We start from the raw sequence: 22,734 nt of genomic DNA, 5'->3' as shown, positions 1-22,734 counted from the left end.
ACCCGGCCGTCGATCGCCTTCAAGATTTAAGCCCGACCGTCTACGATGGGTGAGTATGACACACGGACCCGACGCGGTGCACGAACTCGTCGAGGACTCGGGGTGGTCGTACCCGGTCTCGGTCCGGCGGCTGGAGCGCGAACACGCGCTCGCGAACGTGCAACTCGACGAGCGGGGAAACTCCATCATGCTCGCGGAACTCCTCTCCGGGGCGGACGTCGACCGGTTCGAGAGCCGTGAGGACCTCGACCGGAAGCTGCGACCGGTCTTCGAAGCCGAGCGGAAGGAGCGGGCGACGGGGGTCATCGGCCGATTGAAGCGATCGCTGCTCGGCCGGTGGTAAGATGAACAAGCTCCGCGCGTTCGTGCTCGGCGGAAGCGCGTTCCTGCTCGTCAGCGCCGCGTGGGCGTCCCTCACGTACGGCGCCGACGGGACGACCGCGGGCCTCTACCTCCGGGTCCTGCTCGTCGCGGCGCTCCTTCCCGCGGTGCCGAAGGCGCTTTCGCACCTCAAGCTGTGGCTCCGTCGGATCGCGCAGTACCGCGAAAATCGCGGCGGGTACAGCAGCGAACGGGGATCCATCTTCGTCTCGGAGACTCCGATCTCCGACCCGGAGGCCACCCTCGACGCGCTCGTCGACGCCGTCGAATCCGCGCCCGGCTACGACGGCGTCTCGCGCGACGCGTTCTCCGAGGGCGAGGGGCTGACGGTCACTCACACGGGCTTTCACAACACGTTCGTCCGCGTCGCCGGCGACGGCCGGCTCGTCGTCACGGGCGCGTCGGAGAAGGCGCACGACCTCGCGCGGCTCGCAGAGCGGACGTGCTCGGTCGCGCTCGCGCGGTCGCGGACACACCCGTTCCTCAAGCCCGATCCCGTCCGCGGCGCGCCGCGGGCGTTCCTCTCGTTGTTTCTCGTCGTCCTCCTCCTCTTCGGCGTCGGCGGCGTCACCGCTGCCGGCTACCCCGGGGACACGTTCAACCCATCCGAACGCGTCGTGCTCGTGAGCCACGACGCCAGGGCGGACGTGGACCCGGGGTACACGGACACCGACGCGAAGTTCGACAAGGCGGCGTTCCTCGTCGCCGCGCTGGACGAGGAGGCGGTCGAGATCGGCTGGGAGAACAACGAGTCCGCCGGCCTCGAAGCCCACGCGCGCCAGTCTCTCCGGCTCTCGGAGACGGTCCGCACGCTGCTCTCGTCCGCCCGCGATGACGGGCTGACGGCCGAACAGGCCGAGCGGTCGGCGCGCATCGAGCGGGATCTCCACGGGGCCGAGCGGCGCGTCGCGGAGGCGATCACGGAGCGACTCGAACGCGGCCGCGTCGAGGGCGACCGAGCCGACCTCCGCGACCTCCGCGATCGGCTCCTGTCCGCCTCGCGGCGGTCCGTCTGACGGACAGAGCGCCCTGATTCGCTTGCCGCCGGAGGTCCGCTCCGTCTCCGCCGGAGGTACGCTTATGCCGCTTCGGTCTGTGTCGGCGACCATGGTCGAAACCGAACCACTGGCGGGCGACGCGGCCCTCGTGACCGGCGCGTCGTCGGGAATCGGACGCGCGACCGCCCTCGCACTCGCCGACCGCGGAGCCGATGTCGCCCTGGCCGCACGTCGGGAGGACCGCCTGACCGAGATCGCCGACGAGATCGGCGACGCGCACGGTCGGGAGACGCTTGTCCTGCCGACGGACGTCCGCGACGAGGAGCAGGTCGACGAGATGATAGTGCGCACCGTCGACGCGTTCGGCGGCCTCGACGTGCTCGTGAACAACGCGGGCCTCGGTGTGAACGACCCCGTCGAGGAGCTGTCCACGGAGTCGTACCGGCTCATGATGGACGTGAACGTCGACGGGATGTTCTTCACCACGCGGGCCGCCATCCCGCACCTCCGGAAGTCCGAGGGCAACCTCGTCTTCGTCGGGAGCTTCGCCGGCCAATATCCCCGACCTGCGAATCCTGTCTACGCCGCAACCAAGTGGTGGACCCGCGGATTCGCCCTCAGCCTCGAGGGCGCCGTCGGCGACGATGGGATCGCCGTCACGGTCGTTAACCCGACCGAAGTCCGTACCGAGTTCGGCTCCGAGGAGGACGAGCCGCTGAAAGACGAGTTCGAACCAGGCGAAGTGACCGAACCCCCGGAAATTGCTGAGGCGATCGCTTTCGCCGCGATGCGGGACCCACCGAACACGGTCAGCGAAATCAACCTCTACCGCCGGGACAAGTTTGCCCACTTCTAACCACCGTTCGGGCTGAGACCGAACAAGGGCTCTGGGTGCCCAACGATCGACTGTAGCTACTCTTTTGACATTATGTCACTTCCTCCCATTCCCAGACGTCATGTTAGCCCCTACCACAATCTCTTTTGGTCCGCGCCGTCTCGATCGGCGTGCATGGAACTTACGGAGACAGAGAAGGCTCTCGCGTCCGTCTATCGGGCGAGCGTACCGCGCCTCTCTCGGCCCGGCCGATGTGTACCACTTTCAGACCGTATGTTGATGGAGAGAGGGGACTGAGCGTGCGCGATTTTTCGAACCACGCTCCAAATCGATCGCCCGAGCGTGATGTTGAGATCACCGACATTGAGACCTGCGTCATCAAGGGAAACTTCGAGTGGAACCTTGTCCGCGTGCACACTGATGCTGGTGTGACCGGCATCGGCGAGTCTTATCGTGGCGGTGGGGTGACCGAGGTGATGGAGTATATGAAGCGGTTTCTCATCGGCGAAAACCCCCTCGACGTCGAACGGTTATTCCGCCGGATGGTCCAGGAAACGTCGGGCCACGGTGGGACGACAGGCAAAGTCGTCACCGCAGCCTCCGGTATCGAAATTGCCCTCTGGGACGTTGCCGGGCAAGTGCTGGGCGTGCCGGTCTACCAGCTTCTTGGCGGGAAGTACCGCGACCGGGTACGCATCTACTGCGACTGTCACGCCGGTGAAGCGTTCGAACTGGAACACGGCTACCACGCACCGCACGACGAGGATGCGTACTCGGTTGAGGCGTACGCCGAGGAGGCCGCACGCGTCGCAGACATGGGCTTCACCGCGCTGAAGTTCGACCTCGACCAGCCGTTCGACAATCACCCCGATCCGTACAACGGTCGGGTCGGTAACGCTGCCATTCAGCGGAAAGTGGAGACGGTCGAGGCTGTCCGCGAGGCAATTGGCGACGAGATCGACCTCGCGTTCGACGTCCACTGGGACTACTCGGTGGACAGCGCGAAACGCCTCGCGCGAAAGCTCGAACCGTACGACCTGATGTGGCTAGAGGACGTGGTCCCGCCGGAGAACATGGACGCCCAGCGGGAGGTCAACCGCGCGACGAGCACGCCGCTCGCCACCGGTGAGAACCGCTTCCGCGTCCACGAGTTCAAGGAGCTGCTCTACGACTTCGGCGTCGACATCGTCACCCCCGACCCGACGACCTGCGGGGGGCTCGCCGAATCGAAGGCGATCGCCAGCCGCGCCGAGGAGAACTACATCGCCTTCTCGCCGCACAACGTCTGCGGCCCGATTGGGACGATGGCCTGCGTCCACCTCGGCGCGTGCATTCCGAACTTCGACGTGTTGGAGTACCACGCGCTCGAAGTCGACTGGTGGGACGACCTCCACGACCGCGACGGCCCGCTCATCGAGGACGGGTACGTAGAAGTGCCCGAGGAGCCGGGTCTCGGCATCGATCTGGACGAAGCTGTGGCCCGGGAGCACCTCCACGATCCCGGCACGATGTTCGGCTGAGGTGTCGTCAATGGAACGCACACTAAAGAAGGCAGGCGTCGGCGAGACGCCGCTCGTCGGCAGTTGGATCGCGCTCGCCCACCCCGAGGTGGCCGAGATGATCGCCCACCTGGGGTACGACTTCCTGGCGATCGACCGCGAGCACACGGCGATATCGCTCGAAACGCTCGAAAACGTGCTCCGCGCGGTCGACGCCGCGCCGGGGGACAGCGAGACGCTCGTCCGCGTTCCCGGCGACGATCCGGTCGAACTGAAGCGGGTGCTCGATCTCGGCCCCGACGGCGTCATGGTCCCGATGGTCGAGACGGCCGCGCAGGCCGAGGCGATCGTCGAGGCCACCCGATACCCGCCGGACGGCGTTCGTGGTGTGGGACTGCACCGCGCCGCGGACTACGGCCTGGCGCTCGACGGGTACGTCCGGACTGCCGACGAGACTCTCGCCCGCTTCGTGCAGATCGAGACCGAGCGGGGGGTCGAAAACGCCGAGGAGATCGCCGCGGTCGACGGCGTCGACGGGGTGTTCGTCGGGCCGGTCGATCTCTCGGCGTCGCTCGACGCCTTCGGCGACTACGACGCCGAGCGGTTCGAACGGGCGGTCGATCGGATCGTCCGGGCCGCGGACGCAACCGACGTCGCCGTCGGGACGCTGGCGACGTCCGAGGACGAGCGCGAGGCGCGACTGGGATGGGGCGTCGACTTCCTCATCGCCGGCGTCGACTCGGTCCACCTCCTCGACGGCGCTGTAGATACGAAGCGCCACTGCGAGCAGATTATCGAATCCATGACCGAGTGAAGGCTTCGTGGCCCTGGTCGGACATTCAGCCCCGTCCCGTTCTCACTCCTCCATCGGATCGGACCCCTCGGCACACCCCGGGCCCGTCGCCTTCACGACGACCGGGTTCACCGGCGCCCCGGCCCCGCCCTCGATTTTTAGCGGCGCGGCCGCGTAGAGGAACTCGTAAATTCCGTCCTCCGCGCAGCTCTCCGCGAGCGCGCTCAGATCCAGAATTTCGCAGAGCGTCACGCCGAGGTTGGTGATGAGCGCCGGGTGCAGCGGGTTCACGATTTCGAGCGTCTCCCGGCCGTCGAAGTCGACCTTCGCTCTCACGTCCTCGTTGATGTCCTCCTCGACGTCGATCTCGGCGGTGGTCAGCTTCTCGACGGCGAGGTTATCCGCCCCGAGCACGGGGAACTCCATGTCCGCGACGAACTCGACGAGATCCTGGCTGAAACAGAGCCCCGGCTCCCGAAGCGGCTCGTCCGGATCTCCCAGCCACGTCTTCTCGGCGTCCGGATCGCGCGCCCGCTCGATCGATCCCGTCCGTATCAGGACGATGTCCCGCTTTTCGAGCGCTGTCCCCTGCGCCTCCGCGGTCGCCTTCAGATCGTCGAGGGTGACGCACTCCCCCGGGTCGAGTCGGTACGGCGGCTCGTCAACCTTGTACCGGCCGACGTCCAGGAGGACGCCCCGACCGACGCTTCCGGCCTCCGCGGCGTGGAGAATGTCTCCCTTGCTCGGCCCCCACGTCTTCGTGATCTCCTCTTCCCGAAGGTCCGTGGAGAACGGCTCTTCGAGCGGGTTCGGCGGTCGGAGTCCCGGAATGCCGACGTCGTATTCCGTCCCCGCCGCGGTCGTCTCCGCCGGGTAACCGTTGTACAGGAGGGGCTCACGTCCGCCGTCCTCCGTCGGCCGTTCGTACCAAACGTGGGCGAGCGCGTCGTACTGCGTCGATCCCTGCAGGAACAACCGCGTGATGAACGCGTCGTCGGAGAAGCGCATTCCGCCCCGTAGCGGCTCCGCTGCGCCGTTCTGGTAGTGCCTGTGATCGACGACGTTGTCGCGTCGGGCGGGCTGGCGCGTGGGGAAAACCGGATCGCCGGTCGGGTCCCCACCGGTCACGGCCTCGCCGGTGTACGAAAGCTGCAGCGCGAAAACCTCGAGCCCGCTCGGTTCGCCTCTGAGCGCGGTTTGGATGCCGCGGAACGCCTGCTCGTCGTCGAGGTAGTTGAGCGCGCCGAGCTCGTCGTCGTCGCCCCACTTTCCCCAGTTGTCCGGCAGCGCCGCCAGCACGTTCGTCCAGATCTCGTTGAGCTCCTCGTCGCTCTCCTCCGCCGCGGCCGCCGGGACGCAGCATCCGGTGACCGCGAGCGCCCCTGCGACGCCCCACGCTCGCACGAATCCTCGCCTGTCGATCGGTACTGTTCCGTCGTCGGGCGCGTCGCCCGCTCGATCTTCCATATCGTTCAGCTCCTTTTGTGACTGACATTAACAGCCACAGGAGTGTATCTAGACTCTCTGTTACTTAATTCTAGCAGTAAGATAATTGTTAAAATAGTCTTGACACGATCGCCGTCACTCGTCCGCGTTCGGCCCTACGACTCCTCGTAGACGAACTCCGTCCACGGGCCCTCGACGTACGGGTACTCGCCGATCGCGTCGAGGTTCACGTCCACGCCCAGCCCCGGCCCGTCGGGGAGGGTCAGGTGCCCGTCGCTGATGTCCAACTCGGTCGTCAAGATGTCCGCCGCCAGGGGGAAGGGGTACATCGCGGCGGAGTCCGTTCCGAAGACGGGGTATTCGAGCAGTTCGGTCCCCGGCGCGGCCGCCGCGAGGTGCGCGTTGGCGACGAGCCCGAGGTGCGTCCCGAAGTTGTGCGGGACGAACGTCACGTCCCGGCCCCGGCAGTGCTCGACCGCGCGCCAGCACCCGGTGTAGCCGGCGTGGTGGCGCACGTCGCCCTGCAGGTAGTCGACGCCGCCCGTCTCGGCCAGTTCGATCAGTCCCTCGGGCGACTCCTCGCTCTCGCCGCCCGCCAGCGGGACGGACGTGCGCGAGGACAGATCAGCGTAGGCGTCGTAGTCGGCCGGCGAGACGGGCTCTTCGACCCAGTAGGGGTCGAACTCGGCGAACGCCTCCACGAGGTCGCACACCCGGTCGAACCCGTACGACCGCTCGCCGAGCTTCCACCACGTGTGGGCGTCGACCATGACGGCCATCTCTTCGCCGACGGCCTCCCGAACGAGTTCGATCGTCCGGAGGTCCTCCTCGGGACCGAGCCCCGGACGGTACTTGTAGCCCGCAAAGCCCCGCTCCCGGATCGCGGCGGCCTGCTCCGCGTATCCCTCGGGCGGCATGTACATCCCGGCGCTGGCGTACAGCGGCAGCCTGCGTGCGACGTCCGCGCCGTCGCCGAGCAGTTCGTAGATCGGCGCGCCGTGGTGCTTGCCGAAGATGTCGTGGTACGCCACGTCGAGCACCGACGCCGCCTGCGATTCGAGCAGGTCGGGCAAGTCGAGTTCGGCGACGATCGCGTGCACGTCCGCCGCGTCGTCGAGGTCGCGGCCGGCGAACGCCGGTGCGATTTCCTCCTCCAGGAGGTCGACGAAGCCGCTGTGGGTGGCGTCCGAGAAGTACTCGCGCATCGCCGAACTGCTCGCGCCGCCGGGCGCGTAGCCGACCTCCCCGTCTGCGGTCTCGACGGCGACGAGGACGACGTCGCGCTTCAACAGGCGTCTCGTCCCACCGTAGAACTCCCGCTCCTGTGGCGGCTCGATCGGCGATGACAGCTCGTGGGCCGCTATGTCTGCGAATTGCATGCGGGTCGGTGGCACCGGACGGGTGATAAACGTATGCACGATCTACAGTGCTTGCCGCTCTTCCCAAAGGGGCGAGGAACCTATCCACCCTTTCGGTGCTGAGGCGCGTCCGGCACTCGTCCGCGCGACTGGCGATTGGACCGATCACCTTCCTCGGGGGACGCTCGGTTCCCTACTCGGGACAAACGGTTTTGCCGATGTCCACTAAACGTGGAACATGACATATAAGTAAGCGCATGCCGCCGCCTTCAGGCGGGGGTCAAGCGACCACAGAACTACACAAACCACCGACGACACTCAGTCCGGGGTCTCCACGTCTTTGAGACCGCGTTCAAGCACGTCGCAATACGCCTCAGTCAAGTTCATGTCGTTGCATTCGGCGTGGTCTTTCACCCGCCCGTGGATACTCCACGGAATGTCGATGTTCGGTCTCATCAATAGACTTATTAGACCGAGGGACCAAATAGACTACGATGGCAAGGCGCACCAACACCTTCGTCGTTCGACCCCGCTCCGAACAGGATGCGGAGTTGCTCCACGACCTGTTGGACGCCTCAGCCAGTCTCTGGAACGAACTCACCTACGAACGTCGCCAGAACTACTTCGATGGCGAAAGCGTCTGGGATACCGCCGACTACCGCAAACAGTACGTCGGCGTCCTCGGGTCGGCCACAGCCCAACAGCTCATCCGCAAGAGCAAGAGCGCGTGGGAATCGTTCTTCTCACTCAAAGAGAAGGGCGAACGCTGTTCCCCGCCCGGCTACTGGGGCAACGAGGAAGACGGTCGCACGTTGCGAACCTACATCCGCAACGACCAGTACACACTCGTACTGGGCAACCGCTCACGCCTCGAAATCCCCGTCGGGAAAGAACTCAAAGCGAAGTACGGCCTCGGCTCCCGCGAACGCCTTCGTCTCGAAGTTGCGGGCGTTCCAAAGTGGGACGGCAAGCAATGCCGGTTGGAACTGTACTACGACGAGCTTTCGGACCAATTCAGGGCCTTTCAGCCAGTCAAACTCGACACTTCTCGACTGGATTCACCACTGGCTTCGGAAGAAGCCGCTCTGGATATTGGGGCGAATCACCTCGTCGCCTGTACGACCACGACCGGCCAACAGTACCTGTACGAAGGCCGCGACCTGTTCGACCAGTTCCGCGACACCACACGAGAAATTGCTCGCCTCCAGTCGAAACTCCGCGAGGGACGCTACTCCTCGAAGCGGATTCGACGGCTGTACCGCCGACGGACGAGACGACGCGACCACGCACAGAACGCGCTGGTACGCGACCTTCTCGAACGCCTGTACGAGGACGGCGTTTCGACGGTGTATGTCGGAGACTTAACCGACGTGCTGGAAACGCACTGGTCGGTTCGGGCGAACGCGAAGACGCACAACTTCTGGGCGTTCCGGGCGTTCATCGACCGGCTGGCGTGTACCGCCGAAGAATACGGTATCACGGTCGAAGTCCGGTCGGAAGCGTGGACTTCGAAGACGTGTCCGAACTGCGGTTCCACGACGGACACGATTCGACATCAGGACACGCTCACGTGTTCGTGCGGGTTTGAGGGTCACGCCGACCTCGTTGCAAGCGAGTCATTCCTGAGACGGCAGACAGACGTACCAAGGCCGATGGCACGGCCCGTGCGATTCGCGTGGGACAGCCACGAGTGGCTGGAGTCATCACGCTCTCACGAAAGTCCCAAAGAAGTGCGCACGAACCGGAGTATCCACGGATAGGAGAAAGTCGCTCACGTCGGGGGTGGCGCTAATGCCAGACCCCGAGCGGGAGGATTCCCGCGTTGACGAGACGCTCTGCGTCTCGTCCGCACACCAGAACGCAAAGCGTTCTGGGGACGCCTTTAGGCGCGTGGAGGATGTCAACGCGTGGTCCGACACCTCGTGCTCGCAGTAGCTCGGGACGTTGAGGACGTACGCCCCGGCCGCGGCGGCGGCCTCGCAGTCGATCTTGTCGACGCCGATCCCGCAGCGGGCGATGACGCGACAGCCGTCGAGGGCGTCTATCACCTCCGCCGTGTACGGCGCGGTCATCAGCCTGTCCATGACGGCGTCGGCCCCCGCGAGCTTTCCCGCGAGGTCGTCGGTGCTCTCGACGTCGACAGGCCGCAGATCGACGTTCAGGCCGTCGAAGACCGCCGATTCGACCGCGAGGTCGTAGGCGCTTCCGCCGGTGACGCCGACGGTGAACGGACTGCTGTGGCTCATGGGAACAGATGACTCGACGCGCGTGTAATACCTTCGCCTCGCGGCGAGTCGCGTCGGATCGCGGCGATTCACGGGACTTCGGGGCGGGAAGGGTTGATCCGGCGGGCGAGGGACGCGAACGGCCGTTTGCAAAAGAGCTAACACGGCGCTTCGGGACTTCCTACGCATGACGAACGACGGCGACGGATCCAGGGGCGCGGGCGACGGTGACGGATCGACGGGTGCGGACGATAGCGCCGACCCGACGGGCGCGGGCGGATCGAACACCGTCGAGCGGTCGGGTTCGGCGAAGCGCGGCAGCGAGTACGTGTACGAGGCGCTCCTCGACGTGGGCGTGGAGGTCCTCGTCGGCATCCCCGGCACGCAGACGCTCCCGCTCGACCGCAGCGTCGTCGAGCGCGGGGAGATGACCTACGTGATGGCGCGCCACGAGACGGCCGTCCCGCACGTCGCCTGGGGGTACTTCGAAGCGTCCGGGACGCCCGCCGCGACGCTCACCGTCCCGGGACCGGGCGACACGAACGCGATGCACGGGCTCAAGAACGCCGCCGAGGACAACGTCCCGATCCTCCACGTCTCCGCCGACGTGAACCCGGCGGACCGCGGCAAGGGGCCGATCCACGAGATCGAACCTGACACGTTCGACAACGTCGTGAAGGCGAACGTGACGGTCGAGCGACCGCGCGATCTGCCCGCGGCGGTCTCGCGGGGGATCGAGACGGCGCTGACGCCGCCGTACGGACCCGTCCGCCTCGGCGTGCCGAGCGGCATCCTCGCGGCGGAGTTCGAGGCCCCCGACGCCGAGGTGTCGGTCGGCGAGACGAGGTACGACAACGCCGCCGCGTACGAGGCGGCCGCCGCCGCCCTGGCGTCGGCCGAGCGTCCGGTGGTCTACGCCGGCGGCGGCGCGCGCCGGAGCGATGACGGCCCGCGCGTCGTCCGCGAACTCGCCGACGCCCTCGACGCGCCGGTCGTCACGTCGTACAAGGGGAAGGGGGTCTTCCCCGAGGACGACCCCCGCTGGCTCGGCGTCACCGGCAGTCACCTCCCGGCCGGCGCGCGCCGCGCGCTCGCCGCCGCCGACGTGGTGCTCGCGCTCGGAACCGACTTCGACGGCGTGACGACCGACCACTGGGAGCTCCCGATGGGCGACGCGCTCGTGCACGTCAACCTGAACCCGGACGACGTCGACGCGTCCTACGAGTCGGACGTGGCCGTCGTCGCTGACGTGACCGCCGCCGGTGACGAACTGCTCTGTAGGCTGGCGGAGCGTGACGCGCCTGCCGACCGGTGGAACGGTGCGTCAGTCGCCTCGGCCGTTCGAGAGGAGTACGTCGAACGCCTCCGCGGCGAGGGGCTGTTCGGCGGCGGCGCGCCGGCCAACACGCCGGAGCTCCTCGCCGCGGTCCGCCAGGCGACGCCCCGCGAGGCGGTCGTCACGACCGACGTGGGCGGCTTCAGGCTCTGGTCGATGCAGGCGTTCGAGTGCTACGGCCGCCGGCGGTTCGTCACGGCCGGATCGTGGGCGGGCATGGGCGTCGGCCTCCCCGCGGCGATCGGCGCGGCGATCGCCCGCCCGGACCGCCCGGTTCTGTGCCTCTCCGGCGACGGCGGGCTCATGATGTGCATCCACGAGCTCCACACCGCCGCCGAGTACGATCTGGATATCGTCCTCGTCGTCTCGAACAACAGCGATTACGGCATCATCAGCAAGTCGCCGAAGATACGGGAGTACACCGACGATCACGAGTTCACTTGGGAGTCGCCCTCCTACGCGCAGATCGCGGAGGGGTTCGGCTGGGATGCCGTGCGCGTCGAGACCGCCGCCGACGCGGGCGACGCCGTCGCCGAAGCGTTCGAACGCGGCGGCCCGACGCTCGTCGACGTGGCCGTCGAGACGACGGAGCCCTCGGCCGCCGAGGCGGCCGAGTACGACTCAGCGCTGACGTTGTAAACTACCCTACCCTACTTCGCTCACCCCATACGGGGTTCGCTCGTTGAGGGTAGGGCTTTGATGTGGACTCCCGGCAATCAGTCACCGGCAATTGGCTGGTGACTCTTGCCGTTCAACGTCCCACCATTTATACGCACGTCTACTGGTGCGTCTCCGCTCCCCGACTTGGGCGAGGAACGGAGTCTGTGTTTCCGCTTTCGGGCGTAGCGTAGCCCGATATTCTTCGCTGTGTTGTAGTCCGCGTTGACCTCGTAGCCGCACTTCTGGCAGTGGAACTGTTCGCCGTCACGGTTCGCTTCGTGCGTGAACCCACAGTCCGCCCGAGAACAGCGTTGGGACGTGTGGTTCGGCGCAACCTGCTTCGCCGTGACGCCGCGCTCCGGTGCCTTGTACTCGACGTACTCGAATAGACGCCGAAACGCCCAGACGTGGTGCCACTTCGCCTGCGGAAGCCGCTCGCGGATGTCCGTCAGGTCCTCGAACGCAATTACGTCGCATCTGTTCTCGACGGCTTCCGTGACGATCTCGTTAGCGACGGTGTGGATGTACTGCTTCCGCCACGCTTCTTCTCGCTTGCCGAGTCGAAGGAGCGCGTTGTGCGCGGCTTGCGTTCCGCGCTGCTGCATCTCACCGCGTCGCTTCTCAAACTCGCGGCACCAGTGGTCATACTCGTCGCCCTGCCAGAACGTTCCGGTCGAAGCCACTGCGAGGCTGTTGACGCCGAGGTCGATACCGAGGACTGTTTGGTGCTCGGTATCTTCCGAAACCTCGGATTCGTCGCTATCGTACTTCCGCGTCGTGATGTGGAAGTAGAACTCGTCGGTCGCCTTATCGTATTGCAGTGTGCTCGCCCGGAACTCGTAGTCCTCCGAGAGAACGTACCGCTCGTAGGGTGTTGGACTATCTGCCGGAAGTTCAAAGTCGCACTCGACGCGCCCGTTGACGGTCGAAAGAGAAACACGGTCGCGGTAGAACGTCGCGCTCCGCTTATCGTAGACCATGCTCCATGACGTGAACTCCGGTTGACTCACGCGCTTGCCCTGTTTCCACCGTTCGACGCACCCTTTCGTCGCTTGCACGGCGCGTCGGATGGCTTCTTGAACGAGGTTCGCGGTGAGGTCGGTTCCCTCCCGTAGTTCCGCGTAGAGCGCGTCCCGTGCGGTCGTGTTCGCCGTAACGCAGTTCGTGTAGTCGGTGTCGTCCCAACAGAACTCGGCGGAGCGGTTCGCACAGTGAAGGAACTGCCGGGCGGATTCGTGGAGGTCGTCGCGGCGCTCATCGGGGACGATGAGTTTGACCGGCGCGGTTCGACGCACCTCCATGTTTCAGATTACTACCCGACGGTACTTATACGTTCGGGAGTCGGGTAGCTACCGTCGTGCGGTTGCGCCGTCCTTCGTCGGTTTCCTCTCCGACCTACTCGCTCCCTTCGGTCGCTCCTTGAGGTCGGAGGCTCCACCTTGAATTATGCTGAAACCCGCCGTCGTCCTCAGTCGGCCGTTTGCGCAGGCTCGTACTCGGCCGCGCGGATCCGCTCGTAGTACTCCTCGGCCCGCGCCCTGTCCTCGTCGCCGAGGTCGACGAGCGGCTCCCGGACCGGACCGCCGTACAGCCCGGCCAGTTCCATGCCGTACTTCACCGCGGGGACGTTGTTCGCCGCGTCCATGAAGTTCCCCTCGCCCGGCTCTTCGCGCAGATCCTCGTAGGTCCAGAGCGTATCCCGGATGCGCTTCGCGCGATCGTAATCGCCCTCGCGCAGCGCCTCCATGAGCGCGAGGACCGCTTTTGGGACGAAGTTTCCGATGCCCGTGGTGAACCCCTCGGCCCCCTCGACGGCGAAGGCGGGCGCGAACCGCTCGGCGATGCCGTTGGACCAGACGACGTCGCCCTCCGCCATCTCGACCGCTTTCGAAAACTCCTTTACGTCGTTCACCGCGAACTTCACGGCGACGACGTTCTCCCGCTCCGAGAGCGCCGCGATGTTCTCGACGGACAGCTCCGGGCCGCGCTTGTAAAGCACGACTCCAAGGTCGGTCGCGTCGGCGATGCGCTCGTAGTAGTGGCGAACGCCCGCCTCGTGCATGTACGTGTGAACCGGGTGCATCACCATCATACCGTCTGCGCCGACCTCCTCGTACCGAGAGATCAGATCGAGCGCGCTCTTCGTGCTCCCGCCGACACCGGCGACGACGGAGCCGGTCCCGTCCATCGCGTCGACGACGGTCTCGACGACGGCGACGCGCTCATCATCCGACAGGGAGTAGTACTCCCCCGTGTTGCCGCAGGGGAGGACGAGGCGCGCGCCCGCCTCCTTCAGCGCCCGAACGTTGTCGGCGAGTTCGTCGTGGAGTACCTCCTCGCCGTCGTCGCTGAACGGCGTGGGGTTCGTGAAGGCGACGCCTCTGAGGTCCGATTTGAGCGGTTCGTAGCTCATCGCTAGACGATAGCTCGCAAACGGCGGGTAAAAGTCTTGCCGCCCGGCGGACGGCCCGTTCAGTCGGTAGCTTTAACGAGATCTCCGCTGTGTCACTACGTGACAGATGCAGATCCGAGAGATGGAAGTCATCCCCGTGGCGCACCGCGAGCCGCCGCTGCGGAACTCCTGGGGTGCGCACAGCGAAGTCGCGGCACGGACCATCGTCCGACTGACGACCGCTGACGGCGAGGTCGGCGTCGGCGAAACCTACGGCGACGAGCGCGTAATCGACGCGCTGGAGCGAGCGGCCGGCCTCGTCGAGGGAATGAACCCCTTCGCCCGCAAACCGCTGGAACTCCGCCTGCAGGATCCGATGGCGTACGGCGCGGTCGACACCGCGCTCGTCGACCTGCTCGGCAGGCACCTCGGCGAACCCGCCTACAACGTCCTCGGGGGGAAGGTCCGCGACGAGGTGGCGTTCTCCGGCTACCTTTTCTACAAGTACGCCGACTCCGACCCCGACTCGGCGTCCGTCGCGCCGTACGAGGTCGACTCGGCGGAGTCGATGGTCGAAGAGGCGCGCGAGTTCGTCGGCGAGCACGGCTTCCGGACGCTGAAGGTCAAGGGCGGCGTGCTCGACCCCGACGAGGAGCTCCGGACGCTCGAACTCCTGGCCGAGGAGTTCGGCCGCGACGTCCCGCTGCGCATCGATCCCAACGGGACCTGGAGCGTGGAGACGGCCACGCGCATCGCCCGCCGCCTCCGCGAGATGGACCTGCGCGTCCAGTTCCTGGAGGACCCCGTCCCGACCATGCACGCCCACGCCCGGCTAAAACGGAACGTCGACTACCCGATCGCGACCAACATGTTCGTCACGGAGTTCGACCAGATCGCCCCCGCGGTCGAGCTGGACGCCGTCGACGTCATCCTGAGCGATCACCACTACTGGGGCGGAATGACCGGGAACCTGCGCCTCGACGACGCCGCCCGGACGCTCGACCTGGGCGTCGGCATGCACTCGAACTCGCACCTGGGTGTGAGTATGGCCGCGATGGCGCACGTCGCGGCGGCCATGCCGACGGTGCGGTACGCCTGCGACACTCACTACCCCTGGATGGCGGAGGACGTGATCGAGGGCGGCCCGCTCGCGTTCGAGGACGGGTGTATCGCGCTCTCAGACGAGCCCGGACTCGGCGTCGAACTCGACGAGTCGGAGTTAGCGCGCATGCGCGAGCGCTACCACGAGACGGACCCGCTCGCGTACTCGTCGGTGAGTTCGATGGCCGCCGAGTACGCCGACGCGGAGACGGAGGTCGGACGCGCCGCGTGGCTCCCGAACAAGCCCCGCTGGTGAGCGATCGGTAGTGGCTTTGTTCGCTCGTCTGGCCGGGGAACGGGCCGGAGGGTGGTCGGCGTGAGCGGCGGGGTCGGGCGCTCGTCCGAGAAGCGCCAGCGGCTCGCTATCTCCATCGTCGCGGCCGCGAGCAAGGGCAGTCCCATCCTCATGGGCACGGCGATGGCCGTCTACATCGGGCGCGAGGGCGGATCGCCGTTAGCGGTGAGCCTCGTGCTCACGGCTCTTTTCTTCGGCCACATGGTGTTCGGGCCGCTGTGGGGCGCCATCGCCGACATTACCGGGCGGCGGCGGACGGTGCTGCTCGTGACGTCCGTCGCGGCGACGTTTGCGGCGCTCCCTCTCTCCTTCATCGACGGAATCTGGGCACCGCTCGGCATCCGAACGCTGTACGCCGCGTTCCTCGCCGGCCTGCTCCCGGTGATGCTGACCATCGTCAACGAACGCGGCGGCGCGGATGCCCGCGGCCGGTCGGTCGGGCTGTTCAGCAGCGCGCAGGCCATCGGGTTCACCTGCGGTCAGCTGGCGGCCGGTACGTTACTCGGACTGCTCGCCCCGTGGAGCCTCTACCTGGTGGTGACCGCCCTGACGGCCGTCGTCGCGCTGGCGGCGCTCGTCGTCGAGGATCCGACGCCCACCCGCGACCGGACGCCCACGGTCCGAGAAATCCTCGCCGAGGTCCGTCGACGGCTCCTCCCAGAGGCGACCAGTCGTGACCACCTCGAATCAAACGGGCTCAAGTGGCTGTACGCGGCGGTGTTCCTCAGAAACGCCACCGTCATCGGGATCAGCAGCCTCCTCCCCGTCTACCTCGTCTCTGAACTCGACGTCTCGGAGCCCGTGATGGGCGTCGTGCTCGCGATCAACCCCGCCGTCCAGATCGCCTTCATGTACGTTCTCGGGCGCGCGGCCGACACCGTCGGGCGAAAGCCGCTCATCGTCGGCGGTATGGTCGGAACCGCCATCCACGGCTTCGTCATGGCCGCGGCGATCCTCCCGGCCGACGTCGGGTTGCGAGCCGCCGTCGCCGGCGTGAGCATGTTCACGCTCGGCGCGGCGTTCTCCGCGCTCACCACGGGGTCGATCTCGTTCATCGGCGACGTCGCGCCCACCGAGCGCGAATCCGAACTGATCGGCCTCCGCTCGACCGCGCGCGGCCTCGGCGGCACCCTCGGCCCGCCGCTGTTCGGACTGGGAGCGTCGCTTTCGAGCTTCGAGCTGACGTTCGCGGTCGGCAGCTGTCTGGCCCTCGCCGGGGCGCTGTTGGTGACCTGGCGGGTCACGGAGAGCCACGCGGAGACGACCCCGGTCGGCCGTCACGCGCCCGAAGACTGATCCCCGCCCGCTCCGTACGCGCTCTTTGCTTCGGTGCCAACCTTCTTCGTCGCTCCACCGGTCCTCCTCTCTGTGACACCAACTATCACGCGGATCGAGAGCACCGAGTTCAGCTACCCGATGGAGGACGTGGGCTACGCCCCGGGCGGCTTCAGCCTGGTCTACTCGCCGGGGGAGACGACCGAGCGCAAGCTGTTCGCGCTGCGGATCCACACCGACGAGGGGATTTCGGGAGAGTACGTCGGCGGGAACTCGCCCGCCGCCGCCCAGATCAACACGTTCGCGAACTACCTCGTCGGCAAAAACCCCTTAGAGCGCGAGCGCCACTGGAGCGAGATCAAGCGCGCCCTGCGGAAGTACGATCGGATGGGCATGGGCCCGATCGACATCGCGCTGTGGGACTTCGCGGGTAAATACTACGACGCGCCCATCCACGAACTCCTCGGCACCTACCGCACCCGGCTGCCGACGTACGCCTCCACGTATCAGGGCGACCGGAATGGCGGCCTCGATTCGCCGGAGGCGTACGCCGACTTCGCCGAGCAGTGCCTCGACATGGGCTACCCGGGGTACAAGCTCCACGTCTGGGGCGGCGACTGGCGGGACACCGACGACGTGATCGCGGCGGTGCACGCGGTGGGCGAGCGGGTGGGCGAGGAGATGGACCTGATGCTGGATCCGGCCTGTGAACTCGAGACGTTCGGCGACGCGCTGAAGGTGGGGCGCGCCTGCGACGAAGAGGGCTTCTTCTGGTACGAAGATCCCTTCCGTGACGGCGGGATCTCCCAGCACGCCCACCGCAAACTCCGCGAACTCCTCGACACCCCCATCCTCCAGTCCGAGCACGTCCGCGGACTCGAACCGCACGCGGACTTCGTCGCCAACGACGCGACGGACTTCGTGCGGGCGGATCCAGAATATGACGCGGGGATCACGGGGGCGATGAAGATCGCCCGCGTCGCAGAAGGGTTCGGCCTCGACGTGGAATTCCATGCGCCCGGCCCCGCCCAGCGCCACTGTATTGCGGCGACGCGCAACGCCAACTACTACGAGATGGCCCTCGTCGGCCCGAAGTGCCAGAACACGATGCCGCCGGTGTACCGCGACGGGTACTCGGACATGCTCGACGCGATCGATGCCGACGGCACCGTTCCCGTCCCCGAGGGGTCCGGAGTGGGCGTCGAGTACGACTGGGAGTACATCGAGGAGAATCGGACCGGCAGCGTCCACGTCTACGAGTGAGGTGGCGATGTCGCTCGACCGCTTGACGGCAGGTCAGAACACGTACTCGGGTCCCTCCACGTACTTGAACCGCTCCGCGTAGTCGTCGCGGAGCGTGAAGCCGAGGCCGGGGCGGTCCGGCGGACGGACGACGCCGTCGCGCACGTCGAACTCCTCTTCGAACAGGTCGAACAGCATCGGCATGTGCGCCCGGCTCACCTCCAGGATGTGGCAGTTGGGCGTTGCGAGCGCGAGGTGCATGCTCGCGGCGAAGAGAACGCCGCTGCCCCAGGCGTGCGGCGCAACGCGGAGTCCCCGCGCGGACGCCATCGCGGCGATTCGTCGCGACTCGGTGATGCCCCCCGCGCGGGCGACGTCCGGCTGGACGACGTCGACGGCTCCCCGGTCGAGCAGGCTGCGGAAGTCGAACCGGGTGAACTCGCGCTCGCCCGTGGCGATGGGGATCTCGGTCGCGCGCCGCACCTCCGCGAGGCCGGGGTGGTCGTCGGGCGAGACCGGCTCCTCGAACCAGCTCACGTCGTACCGTTCGAGGCGCTTCGCCAGCCGGATCGCCGTCGACACGTCGAGCGAGCCGTGCGCGTCGACCATCAGGTCGACGCCGTCGCCGACGCCGCCGCGGGCCGCCTCGACGCGCGCCGCGGTGCGGTCGACGGAGAACCCGTCCTCGCCGACGACGCGCATCTTCACCGCGTCGAACCCCTGTTCGACGTAGCCGGCGAGTTCGTCCGCGGCCGCCTCACCCGGGGCCCAGCCGCCGCTCGCGTACGCCCGGATCGAATCGCGCGCGCCGCCGAGCAGCTTGTACAGGGGGAGGCCGAGCGCCTTCGCCTTGAGGTCCCACAGGGCGATGTCGACGCCCGCGATGGCCTCCAGAGTGACCCCGCGGCGGTCCTCGCGGGGCTGCGAGTAGCCGCTGTCGAGCGACGGCTTCCAGCGCGATCCGGCGTACAGCTTCTCCCAGCAGCGCTCCGTGTCCATCGGATCCTCGCCGGCGAGGAGCGGGGCCAGCTCGTGCTCGACGACCGCCTCCACCACAGGTGGCGTCCCGAGCGAGGCGCCGAGCCCTCGCACGCCCTCGTCGGTGTCGACGAACACCAGCACCGCGTCGCTCTTCACTTTCGTTCCGAGGTCGGTTCTGTGTCGCTTCTCCTCCGGAACCGGATCCGAGAGCGGAACCGCGCTCACGTCGGTGATCTGCATCGGTCGACGCACGCACGGCACAGCAAAAAGCGGTGCGGTGGGTGGGACCGAGAGGCACACACTTATCGAAGCGGCGCGTCGAACGCCCCGCATGGAGATCACCGAGGTCGAAACCTATACGCTCGGGCTTCCGACGGGCGAGACGTTCGGCGACGCCCGCGCGTCGGTGACCGAGCGATTCTGGGTCGTCGTCGAACTCGACACCGACGCCGGCTACCGCGGCACCGGGTGGCTGAGCACGTGGCGGGCGGCGGAGCTCTTCGAGTCGTACCTTCGAGACGCCTTCGCGGACCTGCTCGTCGGGCGAAACCCCTTCGAGACCGAGGCGGTCCGCGAGGCGATGCGCGAGCGGACCCTCTACTACCCCGGCGAACTCGGCATGTCCGCCCACCCGCGGGCCGCCATCGACGTGGCGCTCTGGGACCTCAAGGCGAAGGCGGCCGGCGAACCGCTGTACCGGTTCCTCGGCGGCGACGAGCGGGAGGTTCCGGCGTACCTGTCTCGGATGGACGCCGGCTACGACCGCGAAGAGCTGGCGGCCGTCCACGGCGAGTACGCCGAGCGCGGGTTCCGGACGTTCAAGACGAAAGTCGGGAACCGGAGCCCCGAGGCGGAGGCCCGGCGCGTCGAGACGATCCGCGAGGCGGTCGGCCCCGACGCCGATGTCGCCGTCGACGCGAACCAGTCGTGGACGGTCGCCGAGGCGGTCCGGACGGTGCGGGCGCTCGAACCGCGCGACCTCGCGTGGGTGGAAGAGCCGATCTCGGAGTTCGACCTCGACGGCCACGCCCGCGTCGCGGAGCGCATCGCGCCCCCGGTCGCGGGCGGCGAGATGCTCTACCGCCCCGAGCAGTTCCGCCACCTGCTCGCGAGCGGCGGCATGGAGATCGCCCAACCCGACCTCGTCCGGGCCGGCGGGGTGACGGGCCAGTGGGAGGTCGCCCGCCTCGCTGCCGGACACGGGGTGCCGTTTATCCCGCACATCTATTACGCCGTCAGCGCGCACCTCGTCAGCGCCGCGCCGAACGGCCGGATGGTCGAGTACATCCCCGAGTACGACGTCGGCGGCGTGGTCGAGAACGCGCCGCGGATCGAGGACGGCCGGGTCCGCCTCCCCGACGAACCGGGCCACGGCTACCGGATCGACCCCGAGGCGAAGGCGGAGTACCTCGTTCCGTCGAAAGACTAGCCGACGGTAGGTGCGCGACCCTCCCTCTTGCCGCCCTGACACCGTCCGCTCCAGCCCCTAGGTTTATCGCCCGATTGCGCAAATGCGCCGCATGGCGCCGAAGATCACGCGGATCGAGACGGTCGAGTTCACCTACCCGCTGGCGGACGTGAACACGAATCCGAAGGGGGTCGATCTCGTCTACGAACCGGGTCACACGCTGGAGCGGACCGCCTTCGGGATCAGAATCCACACCGACGCCGGCGCGACCGGCGAGTTCGTCGGCGGCAACCCGCCGGGGTACACCCAGGTGGCGATGGTCGCGCCGACTCTCGTCGGACGGAACCCGCTCGAACGCGAGCGAATCTGGTACGACCTGAAGCGCGCCCTGCGGAAGTACGACGGGATGGGCGTCGGTCCGATCGACGTCGCGCTGTGGGACTTTGCGGGGAAGTACTACGACGCGCCGATCCACGAACTCCTCGGCACCTACCGCACCCGGCTGCCCGCCTACGCGTCGACCTACTTCGGGAGCGAGGCGGGTGGGCTGAACTCGCCCGAGGCGTACGCCGACTTCGCCGAGCAGTGCCTGGAGACGGGGTACCGCGCGTTCAAGATCCATCCGGTGGGCGGTCTCGACGACCGCGACGTCGACCGCGAGGTAGAGACCGTCCGGGCGGTGGGCGAGCGGGTGGGCGACGAGATGGACCTGATGTTCGACCCGGTCTGCGAGTACGAGACCTGGGGCGACGCACTGAAAGTCGGGCGCGCGTGCGACGAGCAGGGCTTCTTCTGGTACGAGGACCCGTACGCCGACGGCGGGCGCTCCGCCCACGGCCACCGGCTGCTCCGCGAGCGCCTCGACACGCCGCTCCTCCAGACCGAGATGGTCCGGGGGGTCGAACCGCACGCCGACTTCGTCGCGGCCGACGCCACCGACTTCGTCCGCGCGGATCCGATCTGGGACGGCGGCGTCACCGGGGCGATGAAGATCGCGCGCGTCGCCGAGGGGTTCGGCCTCGACGCGGAGTACCACCTCGCCGGCCCCGCCCAGCGTCACTGCATGGCGGCCACGCGGAACTCGAACTACTACGAGCTCGGCCTCGTCCACCCCGACTGCGCCGTCCCGCACGCCGAACCGCCGATCTACGGCTCTTACACTGATCGCTTCGACGGCCTCGACGGGAACGGCACCGTTGCTGTTCCGGACGGACCGGGACTCGGCGTCGAGTACGACTGGGAGTACGTCGAGGAGAACAGGGTCGGCGGACGAACCTTCGGGTAGGTCGATTCGTCCGAGTGCGCTCTCCGCCCGAGCGCGTCAGGGCGTGTCGGCGTCAGGGCGCGTCAGCGTCCGGGGTGAATGGTCGCGCGGTACGCCTCGCCGCTCGCCTGCTTCTCGTAGGCCGCCTCGGCGTCGTCGAAGCCGACCCGGTAGTTGAAAAGCTCCTCGTACGGCCGCTCGTCCCGCGTCATGTCGAGCAGCGAGATGGCCGTCTCGAACTGGACCGGGGGGTACGCGAGGCTGCCGAAGACGTTCAGCTCCTTGTGGACGAGCCGCGAGGGGTCGATCGCCGCCTCGCCGTTGTAGGCGTAGTGTCCCACCTCGACCACCGTGCCCGCGTTGCGCGGGATCTCGATCGCCTGTTCGAGGGCGCTCGGGTGACCGACGGCCTCGACGACGACGTCCGGCCCGTCGCCGCTCGGCGTCAACTCGTTCACCGCCTCGACGAACCCGTCGCCGTCGTACTCGCCGACGTTCACGGTGTCGGTCGCGCCGAAGCGCTCGGCCATCTCCAGGCGCTCGTCGATCATGTCGAGGGCGATGACCTGCCCGGCGCCGGCGGCCCGCGCGGTGGCGGCGGTGAGCATCCCGATCGGGCCGGCCCCCTGCACGGCGACCGACTTGCCGATCCCGAAGCCCTCGCGGGCGTGCGGGACGCCCGGCTGGAACGCCCGCTCGACGGCGTGGGAGGCCACGGAGAGCGGCTCGACCAGCGCCCCGAGTTCGACGGGTACGTCCTCGGGGAGGGTGTAGAAGCTGGCTCCGCCTTCGATCACGAAGTACTCGCTCATCCCGCCGTGGGCGTGCGGGGCCTGCTCGACGCTCCGAAAGCCGTAGACGTTCCGGTCGTTGCACGCGAGCGGCCGCGTCGGCAGGTTGTCGCAGTACCAGCAGTCGCCGCAACTGATTCCCGGCACGACGGTCACCTTGTCGCCGGAGGAGACGAGGTCGCCCTTCGAGTCGGTCGTCACCTCGTCGCCGACCGCCTCGACGATCCCGGCGAACTCGTGACCGGGGACGACCGGGTAGTCGAGATCCAACCCGCCGTCGCGCATGTGCACGTCCGACCCGCAGATGCCGGTAAGTTCGACCCGAACCAGGACGTCGTTCGGTCCCAGGTCGGGCAGTTCTACCTCGCGGCGCTCGATCGCTCCGGACTCGTCCATCACGAGTGTGCGAGACTTCATCACGCAGGCGTCTCTCGCGGGACGACAAATAACCTCG

The 22,734-nt window shown here is 67.4% G+C and carries 20 protein-coding genes; 12 read left to right on the top strand and 8 right to left on the bottom strand.

Translation table 11 applies throughout. The features are described from left to right. Window positions 1-55: 55 nt before the first annotated feature. The 5 genes from CNO20_RS15295 (at window position 56) to CNO20_RS15275 (ending at window position 4,527) form a co-directional block, all read left to right on the top strand. Entirely contained in the window at window positions 56-343 is a 288-nt protein-coding gene (locus CNO20_RS15295) for a hypothetical protein (protein WP_101296997.1), read from the top strand. Between the two features lies 1 nt (window position 344). Beyond that, window positions 345-1,397 carry a hypothetical protein gene (locus CNO20_RS15290; protein WP_101296996.1) on the top strand — a complete coding sequence of 351 codons (1,053 nt, stop codon included), beginning with the start codon at window positions 345-347 and terminating at the stop codon, window positions 1,395-1,397. 91 nt (window positions 1,398-1,488) lie between these two features. Continuing rightward, window positions 1,489-2,235 carry an SDR family oxidoreductase gene (locus tag CNO20_RS15285; protein WP_101296995.1) on the top strand — a complete coding sequence of 249 codons (747 nt, stop codon included), beginning with the start codon at window positions 1,489-1,491 and terminating at the stop codon, window positions 2,233-2,235. Window positions 2,236-2,513: 278 nt separating this feature from the next. Next, the gene (locus CNO20_RS15280; RefSeq protein WP_101296994.1) at window positions 2,514-3,734 is read left to right on the top strand and encodes a mandelate racemase/muconate lactonizing enzyme family protein; all 1,221 of its coding nucleotides are present in this window, start codon (window positions 2,514-2,516) and stop codon (window positions 3,732-3,734) included. 10 nt (window positions 3,735-3,744) lie between these two features. After that, window positions 3,745-4,527, top strand: coding sequence for an HpcH/HpaI aldolase family protein (locus CNO20_RS15275; protein WP_101296993.1), 783 nt, complete (start codon window positions 3,745-3,747; stop codon window positions 4,525-4,527). A gap of 42 nt (window positions 4,528-4,569) precedes the next feature. Here CNO20_RS15275 and CNO20_RS15270 read toward each other — a convergent pair whose 3' ends face one another. The 3 genes from CNO20_RS15270 to CNO20_RS23075 form a co-directional block, all read right to left on the bottom strand. After that, window positions 4,570-5,973, bottom strand: coding sequence for a cyclase family protein (locus tag CNO20_RS15270; RefSeq protein ID WP_101296992.1), 1,404 nt, complete (start codon window positions 5,971-5,973; stop codon window positions 4,570-4,572). A gap of 134 nt (window positions 5,974-6,107) precedes the next feature. Further along, window positions 6,108-7,331, bottom strand: a complete 1,224-nt coding sequence (locus CNO20_RS15265; RefSeq protein ID WP_101296991.1) for a mandelate racemase/muconate lactonizing enzyme family protein — start codon at window positions 7,329-7,331, stop codon at window positions 6,108-6,110. Window positions 7,332-7,628: 297 nt separating this feature from the next. After that, window positions 7,629-7,766 carry a hypothetical protein gene (locus CNO20_RS23075; RefSeq protein ID WP_158237428.1) on the bottom strand — a complete coding sequence of 46 codons (138 nt, stop codon included), beginning with the start codon at window positions 7,764-7,766 and terminating at the stop codon, window positions 7,629-7,631. Between the two features lie 38 nt (window positions 7,767-7,804). On the opposite strand from CNO20_RS23075, the gene CNO20_RS15260 reads away from it, so the two are divergent. After that, window positions 7,805-9,070, top strand: coding sequence for an RNA-guided endonuclease InsQ/TnpB family protein (locus tag CNO20_RS15260; RefSeq protein WP_101296990.1), 1,266 nt, complete (start codon window positions 7,805-7,807; stop codon window positions 9,068-9,070). On the opposite strand, the gene CNO20_RS15255 is transcribed toward CNO20_RS15260, so the two are convergent. After that, window positions 9,014-9,556, bottom strand: a complete 543-nt coding sequence (locus CNO20_RS15255) for a Rossmann-fold NAD(P)-binding domain-containing protein (protein ID WP_101296989.1) — start codon at window positions 9,554-9,556, stop codon at window positions 9,014-9,016. The two genes, CNO20_RS15260 and CNO20_RS15255, sit on opposite strands and share 57 nt — an antisense overlap. Window positions 9,557-9,722: 166 nt before the next feature. Here CNO20_RS15255 and CNO20_RS15250 point away from each other — a divergent pair, with 166 nt between their 5' ends. Beyond that, window positions 9,723-11,510 carry a thiamine pyrophosphate-binding protein gene (locus tag CNO20_RS15250; RefSeq protein WP_101296988.1) on the top strand — a complete coding sequence of 596 codons (1,788 nt, stop codon included), beginning with the start codon at window positions 9,723-9,725 and terminating at the stop codon, window positions 11,508-11,510. A gap of 77 nt (window positions 11,511-11,587) precedes the next feature. Here the strand turns inward: CNO20_RS15250 and CNO20_RS15245 are convergent, their stop codons facing one another. Both CNO20_RS15245 and CNO20_RS15240 read right to left on the bottom strand, forming a co-directional pair. Continuing rightward, window positions 11,588-12,832 carry an RNA-guided endonuclease InsQ/TnpB family protein gene (locus CNO20_RS15245; RefSeq protein ID WP_101296987.1) on the bottom strand — a complete coding sequence of 415 codons (1,245 nt, stop codon included), beginning with the start codon at window positions 12,830-12,832 and terminating at the stop codon, window positions 11,588-11,590. A 167-nt stretch (window positions 12,833-12,999) separates the two neighbouring features. After that, window positions 13,000-13,944, bottom strand: coding sequence for a dihydrodipicolinate synthase family protein (locus CNO20_RS15240; protein WP_101296986.1), 945 nt, complete (start codon window positions 13,942-13,944; stop codon window positions 13,000-13,002). 106 nt (window positions 13,945-14,050) lie between these two features. On the opposite strand from CNO20_RS15240, the gene CNO20_RS15235 reads away from it, so the two are divergent. The 3 genes from CNO20_RS15235 (at window position 14,051) to CNO20_RS15225 (ending at window position 17,857) form a co-directional block, all read left to right on the top strand. After that, window positions 14,051-15,280: an enolase C-terminal domain-like protein gene (locus CNO20_RS15235; RefSeq protein ID WP_101296985.1), complete on the top strand. Its 1,230-nt coding sequence runs from the start codon at window positions 14,051-14,053 to the stop codon at window positions 15,278-15,280. Between the two features lie 60 nt (window positions 15,281-15,340). Next, window positions 15,341-16,615 carry an MFS transporter gene (locus tag CNO20_RS15230; RefSeq protein ID WP_143423237.1) on the top strand — a complete coding sequence of 425 codons (1,275 nt, stop codon included), beginning with the start codon at window positions 15,341-15,343 and terminating at the stop codon, window positions 16,613-16,615. Between the two features lie 72 nt (window positions 16,616-16,687). Then, window positions 16,688-17,857, top strand: coding sequence for an enolase C-terminal domain-like protein (locus CNO20_RS15225; RefSeq protein ID WP_101296983.1), 1,170 nt, complete (start codon window positions 16,688-16,690; stop codon window positions 17,855-17,857). A 33-nt stretch (window positions 17,858-17,890) separates the two neighbouring features. Here the strand turns inward: CNO20_RS15225 and CNO20_RS15220 are convergent, their stop codons facing one another. Continuing rightward, window positions 17,891-19,057 carry a mandelate racemase/muconate lactonizing enzyme family protein gene (locus CNO20_RS15220; protein WP_158237427.1) on the bottom strand — a complete coding sequence of 389 codons (1,167 nt, stop codon included), beginning with the start codon at window positions 19,055-19,057 and terminating at the stop codon, window positions 17,891-17,893. Between the two features lie 91 nt (window positions 19,058-19,148). Between CNO20_RS15220 and CNO20_RS15215 the strand changes: the two genes are divergently transcribed. Together CNO20_RS15215 and CNO20_RS15210 are read left to right on the top strand one after the other, a co-directional pair. Beyond that, the gene (locus CNO20_RS15215; RefSeq protein WP_101296981.1) at window positions 19,149-20,246 is read left to right on the top strand and encodes a mandelate racemase/muconate lactonizing enzyme family protein; all 1,098 of its coding nucleotides are present in this window, start codon (window positions 19,149-19,151) and stop codon (window positions 20,244-20,246) included. Between the two features lie 91 nt (window positions 20,247-20,337). After that, window positions 20,338-21,510, top strand: coding sequence for an enolase C-terminal domain-like protein (locus CNO20_RS15210; protein WP_101296980.1), 1,173 nt, complete (start codon window positions 20,338-20,340; stop codon window positions 21,508-21,510). Between the two features lie 62 nt (window positions 21,511-21,572). Here CNO20_RS15210 and CNO20_RS15205 read toward each other — a convergent pair whose 3' ends face one another. Continuing rightward, a complete protein-coding gene (locus CNO20_RS15205) occupies window positions 21,573-22,697 on the bottom strand; it encodes a zinc-dependent alcohol dehydrogenase (protein ID WP_101296979.1) in 1,125 nt (374 codons plus the stop codon). Window positions 22,698-22,734: the final 37 nt, after the last annotated feature.

Source organism: Halegenticoccus soli (assembly GCF_002844195.1).
GTDB classification, from domain to species: domain Archaea; phylum Halobacteriota; class Halobacteria; order Halobacteriales; family Haloferacaceae; genus Halegenticoccus; species Halegenticoccus soli.
Note: the sequence above shows the minus strand (reverse complement) of the source record. Positions and strands in the feature narration are given on the sequence as shown.

Excerpts from the sequence above, each read along its gene's own strand:
- CNO20_RS15265 (WP_101296991.1), bottom strand. The coding sequence starts at position 7,331 with ATGCAATTCGCAGACATAGCGGCCCACGAGCTGTCATCGCCGATCGAG.
- CNO20_RS15270 (WP_101296992.1), bottom strand. The coding sequence starts at position 5,973 with ATGGAAGATCGAGCGGGCGACGCGCCCGACGACGGAACAGTACCGATC.
- CNO20_RS15255 (WP_101296989.1), bottom strand. The coding sequence starts at position 9,556 with ATGAGCCACAGCAGTCCGTTCACCGTCGGCGTCACCGGCGGAAGCGCC.
- CNO20_RS15215 (WP_101296981.1), top strand. The coding sequence starts at position 19,149 with ATGGAGATCACCGAGGTCGAAACCTATACGCTCGGGCTTCCGACGGGC.
- CNO20_RS15235 (WP_101296985.1), top strand. The coding sequence starts at position 14,051 with ATGCAGATCCGAGAGATGGAAGTCATCCCCGTGGCGCACCGCGAGCCG.
- CNO20_RS15205 (WP_101296979.1), bottom strand. The coding sequence starts at position 22,697 with ATGAAGTCTCGCACACTCGTGATGGACGAGTCCGGAGCGATCGAGCGC.
- CNO20_RS15210 (WP_101296980.1), top strand. The coding sequence starts at position 20,338 with ATGGCGCCGAAGATCACGCGGATCGAGACGGTCGAGTTCACCTACCCG.
- CNO20_RS15295 (WP_101296997.1), top strand. The coding sequence starts at position 56 with ATGACACACGGACCCGACGCGGTGCACGAACTCGTCGAGGACTCGGGG.
- CNO20_RS15285 (WP_101296995.1), top strand. The coding sequence starts at position 1,489 with ATGGTCGAAACCGAACCACTGGCGGGCGACGCGGCCCTCGTGACCGGC.
- CNO20_RS15240 (WP_101296986.1), bottom strand. The coding sequence starts at position 13,944 with ATGAGCTACGAACCGCTCAAATCGGACCTCAGAGGCGTCGCCTTCACG.
- CNO20_RS15250 (WP_101296988.1), top strand. The coding sequence starts at position 9,723 with ATGACGAACGACGGCGACGGATCCAGGGGCGCGGGCGACGGTGACGGA.
- CNO20_RS15245 (WP_101296987.1), bottom strand. The coding sequence starts at position 12,832 with ATGGAGGTGCGTCGAACCGCGCCGGTCAAACTCATCGTCCCCGATGAG.
- CNO20_RS15275 (WP_101296993.1), top strand. The coding sequence starts at position 3,745 with ATGGAACGCACACTAAAGAAGGCAGGCGTCGGCGAGACGCCGCTCGTC.
- CNO20_RS15220 (WP_158237427.1), bottom strand. The coding sequence starts at position 19,057 with ATGCAGATCACCGACGTGAGCGCGGTTCCGCTCTCGGATCCGGTTCCG.
- CNO20_RS15260 (WP_101296990.1), top strand. The coding sequence starts at position 7,805 with ATGGCAAGGCGCACCAACACCTTCGTCGTTCGACCCCGCTCCGAACAG.
- CNO20_RS23075 (WP_158237428.1), bottom strand. The coding sequence starts at position 7,766 with ATGAGACCGAACATCGACATTCCGTGGAGTATCCACGGGCGGGTGAAA.
- CNO20_RS15290 (WP_101296996.1), top strand. The coding sequence starts at position 345 with ATGAACAAGCTCCGCGCGTTCGTGCTCGGCGGAAGCGCGTTCCTGCTC.